This window comes from Thalassobaculum litoreum DSM 18839, assembly GCF_900102465.1.
GTDB classification, from domain to species: Bacteria; Pseudomonadota; Alphaproteobacteria; order Thalassobaculales; family Thalassobaculaceae; genus Thalassobaculum; species Thalassobaculum litoreum.
Genome location: NZ_FNBW01000017.1, coordinates 119,607 through 128,409, shown reverse-complemented (window position 1 = coordinate 128,409; position 8,803 = coordinate 119,607). Strand labels below are relative to the sequence as shown.

Annotated in this window: 10 protein-coding genes; 7 read left to right on the top strand and 3 right to left on the bottom strand. The window is 66.1% G+C overall.

Features of this window, described 5'->3' with window-relative positions; translation table 11 throughout:
- The first annotated feature begins 94 nt into the window (after positions 1-94).
- The 4 genes from BLS34_RS22060 (at position 95) to BLS34_RS22040 (ending at position 3,386) form a co-directional block, all read left to right on the top strand.
- A complete protein-coding gene (locus BLS34_RS22060; protein WP_093153911.1) occupies positions 95-949 on the top strand; it encodes a hypothetical protein in 855 nt (284 codons plus the stop codon).
- Between the two features lie 8 nt (positions 950-957).
- Positions 958-1,731, top strand: coding sequence for a hypothetical protein (locus BLS34_RS22055; RefSeq protein WP_093153908.1), 774 nt, complete (start codon positions 958-960; stop codon positions 1,729-1,731).
- A 900-nt stretch (positions 1,732-2,631) separates the two neighbouring features.
- Entirely contained in the window at positions 2,632-2,880 is a 249-nt protein-coding gene (locus BLS34_RS26060) for a hypothetical protein (protein WP_175474341.1), read from the top strand.
- A gap of 29 nt (positions 2,881-2,909) precedes the next feature.
- Positions 2,910-3,386, top strand: a complete 477-nt coding sequence (locus BLS34_RS22040) for a hypothetical protein (RefSeq protein WP_093153904.1) — start codon at positions 2,910-2,912, stop codon at positions 3,384-3,386.
- Between the two features lie 104 nt (positions 3,387-3,490).
- Here BLS34_RS22040 and BLS34_RS22035 read toward each other — a convergent pair whose 3' ends face one another.
- Complete coding sequence (locus BLS34_RS22035) at positions 3,491-4,057, bottom strand: ClpP family protease (protein ID WP_093153901.1); 567 nt, start codon at positions 4,055-4,057, stop codon at positions 3,491-3,493.
- A gap of 718 nt (positions 4,058-4,775) precedes the next feature.
- Between BLS34_RS22035 and BLS34_RS22030 the strand changes: the two genes are divergently transcribed.
- Complete coding sequence (locus BLS34_RS22030) at positions 4,776-5,255, top strand: PadR family transcriptional regulator (RefSeq protein ID WP_245702125.1); 480 nt, start codon at positions 4,776-4,778, stop codon at positions 5,253-5,255.
- Between the two features lie 106 nt (positions 5,256-5,361).
- Positions 5,362-5,970, top strand: coding sequence for an NUDIX domain-containing protein (locus BLS34_RS22025; RefSeq protein WP_093153896.1), 609 nt, complete (start codon positions 5,362-5,364; stop codon positions 5,968-5,970).
- Between the two features lie 13 nt (positions 5,971-5,983).
- Here BLS34_RS22025 and BLS34_RS22020 read toward each other — a convergent pair whose 3' ends face one another.
- Together BLS34_RS22020 and BLS34_RS22015 are read right to left on the bottom strand one after the other, a co-directional pair.
- Positions 5,984-6,859: a lysophospholipid acyltransferase family protein gene (locus BLS34_RS22020; protein WP_084618586.1), complete on the bottom strand. Its 876-nt coding sequence runs from the start codon at positions 6,857-6,859 to the stop codon at positions 5,984-5,986.
- Positions 6,860-6,965: 106 nt separating this feature from the next.
- Positions 6,966-7,637: a Fe2+-dependent dioxygenase gene (locus BLS34_RS22015; protein WP_028792603.1), complete on the bottom strand. Its 672-nt coding sequence runs from the start codon at positions 7,635-7,637 to the stop codon at positions 6,966-6,968.
- Positions 7,638-7,745: 108 nt separating this feature from the next.
- Here BLS34_RS22015 and BLS34_RS22010 point away from each other — a divergent pair, with 108 nt between their 5' ends.
- Positions 7,746-8,708 (top strand): glutathione S-transferase family protein, encoded by a 963-nt coding sequence (locus BLS34_RS22010; protein ID WP_093153893.1) that lies wholly within the window; start codon positions 7,746-7,748, stop codon positions 8,706-8,708.
- The last annotated feature ends 95 nt before the right edge of the window (positions 8,709-8,803 follow it).

Genomic DNA, 8,803 nt, shown 5'->3' with positions numbered 1-8,803 from the left:
TCGGCCGACAACATCGACCGCGTGATGATCGTCATGGGCGCCCAGCCAGGGCGGCCGAGCGGCGGTCAACTCACCTTGCGAGTGTGGGGCTGAGATGACGACAGGCCGTATCCTTCTCGACAACCTGGCGCTCGACGCCACACTGTCCGGCGGCAGCTGGGGCGGCACGCTCGACAACGTGCTCGATCCCCGCATCACCTCCAAGCCGGCGCGCTGTGCCGATCCGTCGGACCTGGAGGCGAGCCAGTTCCTGATCACGTTCGACGACAAGGTGCTGCTCACCGGCCTGCTGCTGGGCGGCCACACTGCCCTGCTGGACAGCCGCTACCAGATCACCTGCTACGAGGGTGAGACCGAGCTGCTGCAGCTGGAATGGCGCGACGTATTCGGGCGGCTCTACGACACCGAGCAGCTGCCGTTCGAGCAGGGCAACTGGTACACGGGCAAACCGCGCCTGAAGGACATCCAAGGCTATGCGCGCCACCTGCCGGTGCGGTTCCCGACCTCGGTGGCGCCCGACAGCATCCTGGTCGAGCTGGACGTGCGCGACGTCGCCGACGCCAGCGAGGATTTCGACCTCGGGTATGTGATGGCAGTCGCCGCTTTGGCGCCTGTCTGGAACTACGACTGGGGCCGCGAGCTGGGGATCAGCCGGCGCACTCAGGAAGAGGTCACCGTCGGCGGCCGGGTGATCAAGTCGCGGCGCACCAACGCGCGCGAGCACGTCGTCAGTTTCCCGTCGCTGACCAAGACCGAGGCCATGGCGATCTACGACCGCGCCATGCTCGATGACGACCATCCAATCGTCTTCGATCCCGATCCGAGCGACCTGGTCCACGAGTTCCGCGAGGTGTTCCCGGCGGTCATGTCGGTCGTCAGCGCACCGCGGCAGGTGGACGAGACGGGCGACTGGTCGATCACGCTGCGCTTCACCGAGATGCAGGGATAGGAGGCACCATGCCCATCGACTTTGCGACTGCGATCAGCCGGCTCCTGGCCGGGTATTGGAACGCCGAGTCACAGACCGACGCCAATCCAGGCGGTTTCGGGAACAACGGCCACAAGGAGAACCTGCCGGCGCTGGCCGAGGCTCTGGGCGTCGTCGGCAACGACGTGGCCACCAAGGCCGGTGCTGCCAGCGGTTCGGCCGATGATGCGGCTGGTTACGCGTCGGCAGCCTCCGACGCTGCCGATGCCGCGGGCAATTCAGCGGGAGCTGCAGCCGGTGCGGCGACGGCCGCCGGTACCGCGCGCGACAAGGCCGAGCAATGGGCCGATGCCGACGAGGACGTGGAGGTCGAGCCGGGGCGGTTCTCGGCCAAGCACCGCGCGGCAGAGGCGGCTGCGTTTGCGGCTGGTTTGAACCTTCCGCCGGTCGATGCCGGCGACGCGGGCAAGGCGCTTATCGTCAAAGGGGACGGGAGCGGCTTTGAGGTCGGGAGCGTCGACCTGGCTCCGGTAGCGGCGAGCGCAAACGTCAACCCCGCCGCCCTCGCCACCCGTTACATCTGCGACACCAGCGGCGGTGCCTTCACGATCACGCTGCCGGCGACCCCCGTCGATGGCGATCGGATCGGCATTGCCGATGACGGCGGCGACTTCGCAACGAACAACCTCACCCTTGCTCGAAACGGCAACACCATCGGCGGCGTCGCGGAGGATCTTGTCTGCGATCTCGACCGCGCAACGTTCGAGCTTCTGTTTATCGGCTCTGATTGGAGGATCGTCTAATGTCCAACCTGTCCACACTGGTTCGCGCGCCGGCTGTCATCCAACCGCAGGTCCGACGGTTGATCCTACTGTCGACCACCAATTGGACGGTACCGTCGGGAGTGACCCGCGTGCGGCTGGCCTGCTTTGGTGCTGGCGGCGGCGGCGCGAAGCCCGGTGCATCGAGTTCGTGGGCAAATGGTGGCGCCGGCGGTGGCGGTGCCGGCGGGATCGTGGATGTAACCCCGGGGGACGTGATTGAGTTCACGGCGGGTGCCGCGGGTGTTGCGGGCACGTCGTCGGCCGGCGGCGCGGGCGGCACATCGTCCGTCGTGCTTGACGCGGTGACGTTGCTGTCTTGCACAGGGGGTGCGGGCGGCACCGTGGCATCCGGCACGCCGCCGGCTGGTGGCGCGGGCAGCGCACACGCCAGTGTCATTGATAGCTGGACGGCTTCCGGCGGTACCGGAGGGGTTGGCGTTTCTGACTCCAATGGCGGCGGCGCTGGTGGTGGCGCATCCGGCTCTCCCTTCGGCACAGGAGGCGCGGGCGGGAGTAAGACGGCAACGTCTCAGGGCGGCGGTGGCGGCGGCGGTTGGGGCGGCAGCGGTGGTAGTGTCGCTAGCGGGGGGAACGGCAGCGGTGGTGGCGGTGTCGGCGGTGCTGGTGGTGATGGCGGCGGTGTCGCTGGCGGCGGCGGTGGTGCATTAGGGCCAGCCAGCGGCCCGATCGGCGGCGCTGGCGTCGGCGCGGGCGGCGAGGCGGCCGTAAATTCGACGCGTGGCGCCGGGGCCGGCTCGGGGGTGCCGTGGACTTATCTCGAGGATCTGGCAGGCGGCGGCGGCGGCGGCGGAACGACGGGGAGTTCGCCTTACAGCCACGGTGCGCCGGGGAGCGCCGGTGGCGGCGGTGGTGGTTCGTATGGGCACTCGGGCGGGCCTGGCGCTGGCGGGTTCGGTGGTGGTGGTGGTGGTTGCGGCGGAGCGGGTTCGCAAAGCTCGTCTTACAGCGGCGGCACCGGTGGTTTCGGCGGTGGCGGTGGTGGTTGCGGGTCATCGTCGTCCGGCACCTACGGCACTGGCGGCCCTGGCGGCCCTGGCGGAGGCGGCGGATGCAGCTATGCCGGATCGACTGCCACGAACGGCGGCGCGGGCGGCACCGGGGCGCTGATCATTTGGTACGTGGTGGAGGGCTGATCGATGACGAACTATGCACGCATTATCGAACAAGATGGCGTCCAGGTGATCGCAGAGGTCGTGGGCTTTGACCCGGCTACCAAGTTCACCCCGAGTATAGCGGCTCTATTTGTCGAGGCATCTGAGGGGATGGTCTATCGGGCGCAGTACCTTGAAGGCGAATGGGTGCCTCCGTCGGAGCCTGAGCCTGATCCAGAACCCGCGCCGGCTCCACCAGCCGTGATCACCCGCATCCAGTTCATGCAGCTTTTCAGCATAACGGAACAGTCGGCACTCCGCGCGCAAGGTCGCCTTGCACCGGATCACCAGGACTTCGACGCTAACTTCGACGCCTTTTGGCAAATGCTCAACGACCCGCAGCTCACCGAGGTGAACCTGGGCCACGCGATGACGGTCACGGGCGTCAACTACCTTGAAAGCGTCGAGCTTATCGGGGAGGGCCGCGCGGCCGAGGTCCTGGCGAACACGGCTCCGTCATGAGCGGCGTTGTTTCTTCGGGAGGCGGAGGCTCAGGCCCGAACTCCCTTATTCTGATGGAGTATTACCCCGAGGCCGCACTGCACAGTCCTCCAGGTGCCGACGGATCACGTCCATGCGACTGTCCAGAGTGCAACGTCAGGCTCCGGCGTGCCGCTCGGGTTCAGGTCGAGCACATCCTCGACGACGCCCGCGTCCCGGGCCTCCTGCGGCGTGAGGATCGTCGGGGTGGGCGAGGTGTGGTAGAGCTGCGCCAGTCGCTCGGTGGACAAAGTTGTGTGCCTTTCGGCGATCTTGCTAGACAGCTCGATATCGCTGCGGAGGCGCTGAAGCGCCTCGGCCACGCGATCCGTCATTTGCCGACCGTCGAAGCCCCAGTCGTAGGCGTGGAAAAAGAACCGTGAGAAGGTTCCGCACGTGCGCTTATGGCCTGCCAGGAAGACTGGAATGGCCATGCTGCCGACGTGTCCGACGGCGTGCATGTGGATTGGCACCGGCGAGGATTGAATGAAATTGTAAAGCGCGAGGCCCTCGTCAGTGCTGCCGCCCTCGCTCGAAAATAGCACCGTAATGCCGTCGAAGTCCGGTCGTTCAATGATTTGTGCAATGCGGCCCCGAAGGGCGTTCCCGGAGTTCTGGTAAAGTTGACCATTGAAGGCCAATCGATAGCGCATGCGTCCCTCCCTCTCCTCTGGAGGTCAGATTGGCGTGAAGGACGTAGCGAGTCGATAGTGACGGCCCCCACGCCTCGGGTCTTCAAAGCGCCAACGGTTGCTGTCGATCAACAACTTTGAGCAAACCGAAGAGCTGATCGTGGGCAACCGGTGACGAGGTCAGATCGACCCGCTAGTCTGCCGGTACCATGCACAGCCGCGCCATACCCGAGGGGCCTCCGACGCTCCATCAACTGCTGACGGACAGCGAGGTGAAGCGCGTCCTGGTCTCTTGCAACAACCGGAGCTGCTGGCACCACGGCAGCATACCGATCGCCACCTTGATCGAGGCGAAGGGTGGAGACCTGCTATTTACCGAGCTGGTAGGCAAGCTGAGGTGCAGCTCTTGCGGCGGCACCGACGTCGATCCCCGGCCGGACTATTCAACGCGGTCGACCCCCGGCTTTGCGCGCGGTTGGTCTCCAGCGTGGTAGAGGGCAGATCGGTTGGGCGGTTATGGGCTATTGAAACGACGGTTAAGCACCATGGCTCGAGCAAATCATTTTGCTCTAAAACCTAATGTCCAGGACTCTAAAACCAAATGTCCGGCTACACCGTACTCCCCAGCCTCTAAACACTCCCCGGCCTTGTGCCGGGGCGAACCCTTCAACCGACAGGGCGGGGGATTTTCTGTCGCGATCGCGGCACCCCCTGCGTTGCCCCGGCACGAGGCCGGGGCGTGCATCGGGGCGGGCGCAGGTCCGGCCGGTTGTTCGACCACGGCGAGCTGCGCTACGTCGTCCTCGCCCTGATCGCCGAGCAGCCGCGCCACGGCTACGAGATCATCAAGGAGATCGAGGACCGGGTCGCGGGCACCTACACGCCGAGCCCGGGGGTCATCTACCCGACCCTGACCCTGCTGGAGGAACTCGGCCATGCCACGGTGACCGAGGACGGCGGCAAGAAGCGCTACGCCATCACCGAAGAGGGGACGGCCTTCCTAGAGGGCAATCGTCCCGCCACCGATGCCGCCATGGCCCGGATGGACGCCTTCGCCGCCGAAGCTGGGCGCGGCCCCGACCCTCAGGTGGTGCGGGCCATGGAGAACCTGAAGCTGGCGATGCGGCTGCGCATGGGCCGCGGCCCCCTGAGCGAGGAGCAGGCCCGCACCGTCGCCGCCGCCCTGGACGCCGCCGCCCTGGCGGTCGAGCAGAGCTGACCGCCTCCCGCCTCCTGCCGCCCGCAACCCGCAGAGGCAGGGCTTGATCCGGTGCCTCGCAGCCGCGAGGCTGCGGATATCGCCTCTCCGGGAAGGAACCCGCCCGATGACCGAAACGCCGACACGGCGCGGACCGTGGATCGTGAACGCCAGCCGGCGGGTCTATGACAACCCATGGATCGGTGTGAGCGAACATGACGTGACCGATCCGGGCGGCAATCCCGGCCTCTACGGCGTCTGCGAGGTCAAGTCCTTCGCCGTCGGGGTCGTGCCGGTCGATGCCGAGGGGCATGTCTGGCTGGTCGGCCAGCACCGTTTTCCCCGCGATTACTACTCCTGGGAGCTGCCGGAAGGCGGCGGCAGCATGGCGGTGCCGCCGCTGGACTCCGCCCGGCGCGAGCTCAAGGAGGAAACGGGGCTGAGCGCCACCGGCTGGTGGGAACTGCTGCAGCTCGACTTCTCCAACGCGGTGACGGACGAGATCGGCTTCGGGTTTCTCGCCTGGGACGTCACCCCCGGCGCGTCGGACCCGGACGACAACGAGAAGCTGGATATCCGGCGCCTGCCCTTCGGCGACGTGCTGGAGATGGCGCTGAACGGCGAGATCCGCGACGCCTTCTCCCAGGCCATGCTGATGAAGGTCGATATCCTGGGACGGCGCGGGGGCCTGCCGGCTCCCGTGGCCCGGGCGCTCGGCTACGACGCGGCGGGCTGACCCGTATACCGGACTACCGGGGAACCCTGAGGTCGTAGGTGATCGAGCGCAGGTGGTCGATCAGCAGCCGCCGGTCCTTCAGATGGGCCAGATGCTCGAACGGGATCGTGTCGCCGATGGTCAGTCCCATGTCGGTGCCGATCTTGTTTGCCACCTCCTTGAACAGCAGCGCCTCGCGGAAGGTCTGGCTGACATTGCTGGCGAACTGGAACAGCTTGCTGTTCTGACCCTCGAAATACACCGGCACGACGCTGGCCTTGGCCGAGACGATCAGCTTGGAGGTGAACGGCTTCCAGTCCGGATCGACCGCCCGGCCGAAGGCGGATGGCGCGGTGGAGACGGTGCCGCCCGGGAACACCACGACGGCGCCGCCCTCGGAGAGTTCCTGCAGGGCGAGCTTGCGCGTCTCGATATTGGTCGCCAGCGCCTCGCGGCTCTCCGCGAAGTCGATCGGCAGCAGGAAGGGCTGAACCTCCGGCGCGCGGAACAGCACCGAGTTGGTCAGCACCTTGAAGCGCGGCCGGATGCGCGAGGTGAGGTAGCTGATCACAATCCCGTCAAGAACGCCGAACGGATGGTTGGCGACGATCACCAGCGGCCCGTCCTTCGGCACCGCCTCCCATTTCGCCCGGTCGTAGACCAGGTTGAGCTCCAGCTTGCGCACCGCGGCCGACCAGAAATCCTCGTCCGGCACCGGGTTCATGCGGTGCTCGAGATATAACCGCTTCACCCGCGGCTGGCCGGTCATCTTCTCCACCGCCTGGATCACCAAACGTTTGAGAAATGGGTGTTCCGCCGACGCGTATGAGAAATAGGGCAGCTCTGGAGGCTCGGCCGCGCGTGCGGGTCTCAGGCGTCTCAGCAGGGCGGTCGTCGGGCCTTTGACCATGGCACTTCCGGTCGGGGCTTCTCGTTGGGCGATAAGGGTGAATGGTCGCCCGACGGCACGCTCCGGGTCAAGGATCGCGGCCGGACGGTTCACCCGGGGGCAGGGCTCAGCTGTCGGCCCACATGCGCAGCAGGTTCAGCCGGGCCTTCTCGACCCGCAGCATCAGCTCCTCGTCGCCCTTGGTGGCGACCAGCCGCTCCATGACGGCGGCCAGGTCGCCGATGATCTCGCGCCTGGCCGGATCGCGCACCATGCTCTCCATCCAGGTGACGATCGCCATGCGCCGACCTTTGGTGACCGGGTTCACCCGGTGGCGGTAATGGGTCGGGTACAGCACCGCGTCGCCCGCCTTGCCCTTGTAGACCTGCTCGCCGAAATCTGTGACCAGCACCAGCTCGCCGCCCTCATAGGCGCCGGGTTCGTTCAGGAAGATCGTTATCGACAGGTCGGTGCGCATCCCGGGCCACTGTCCCATCAGGGCGGCGTCCACATGGTCGCCGTAGCGGTGCCCCTCGGTGTAGGAGGCGAAGATCGGCGGCAGGATCCGGCGCGGGATGGCATTGATCGCGACCGTTTCGTTCTGCTTGATGATCGACAGCACGAAATCGGCGAGTTCCCGATACTCCGGGCTGTTCGGCGCCACCTGGGTGTTCTTCTTGATCTCCTTGCCCAGCGGACCGCCGCTCATGGACCCGTCCGCGAACTTCGCGCTGAACAGGCGCTTGGCGATGGTCTGCACCTGCTCCTTGGTGAGCAGACCGTCGATCACCGCAACCATAGCCGTCTCCCGATTGACCCGTTTGGTGTTGATTACCGCGCAATCCACCCCACCTTGGCCTTTCGATCAAGCCACTCTGTGGCGAGGACTAAAGCCAACGAGGATTTTATGGGACAGCTTGTCGACGGCGTCTGGCAGTCCGGCGACGTGCGCGGCGCCACTGAGGACGGAAACTTCAAGCGCAAGGAAAGCGCCTTTCGCGACTGGATCCGCGACGAACCCGATGCGCGCTTCCGACCGGAATCCGGCCGATACCATCTGTACGTTTCCTATGCCTGCCCCTGGGCCCACCGCACGCTGATCTTCCGCAAGCTCAAGGGCCTGGAGAGCATGATCGGCGTGACCGTGGTCGATCCGCTGATGCTGGAAAACGGCTGGCAGTTCTCCGAGGAGCATCCCGACACCCTGCACGGCGCGGAATACCTGCATCAGGTCTATACCCGGGCCGATCCGAAATACACCGGCAAGGTCACGGTTCCGGCGCTCTGGGACAAGAAGGAAGGCACGATCGTCAATAACGAGTCGGCCGAGATCATCCGCATGTTCAACAGCGAGTTCGACGGCGTCGGCGCCAAACCGGGCGATTATTACCCGGCGGACCTTGCCGAGGAGATCGACGGGGTCAACGAGCGCGTCTACGAGACCGTGAACAACGGGGTCTACCGCACCGGCTTCGCCACTAGACAGAAGGCCTACGAGGAGGCGTTCGACGGGCTGTTCGATACGATGGACTGGCTGGAAGAGCGGCTGAGCACCCGCCGCTACCTGATGGGCGAGCGGGTGACCGAGGCCGACTGGCGCCTGCTGCCGACGCTGCTGCGCTTCGATCCGGTCTATCACGGCCACTTCAAGTGCAACCGCCACCGGGTCGTCGATTTCCCCAATCTCTGGGCCTATACCCGCGAGCTCTACCAGTGGCCCGGGGTCGCGGCCACGGTGCATCTCGACCACATCAAGTCGCACTATTACGGCAGCCACCGCACGGTGAACCCGACGGGGATCGTGCCGAAGGGGCCGCGGATCGATTTTACCGCCCCGCACGATCGGGACCGGCTGAAAGCGGCAGCCTAGACGACGCGACGGCCCCGCGACTCGGCGGGTTCGCTAAAACGGCACGGCTCTTGCTTTGGTCTTGGCAATACACGGACTGGCGGTTTTCCGCCGGT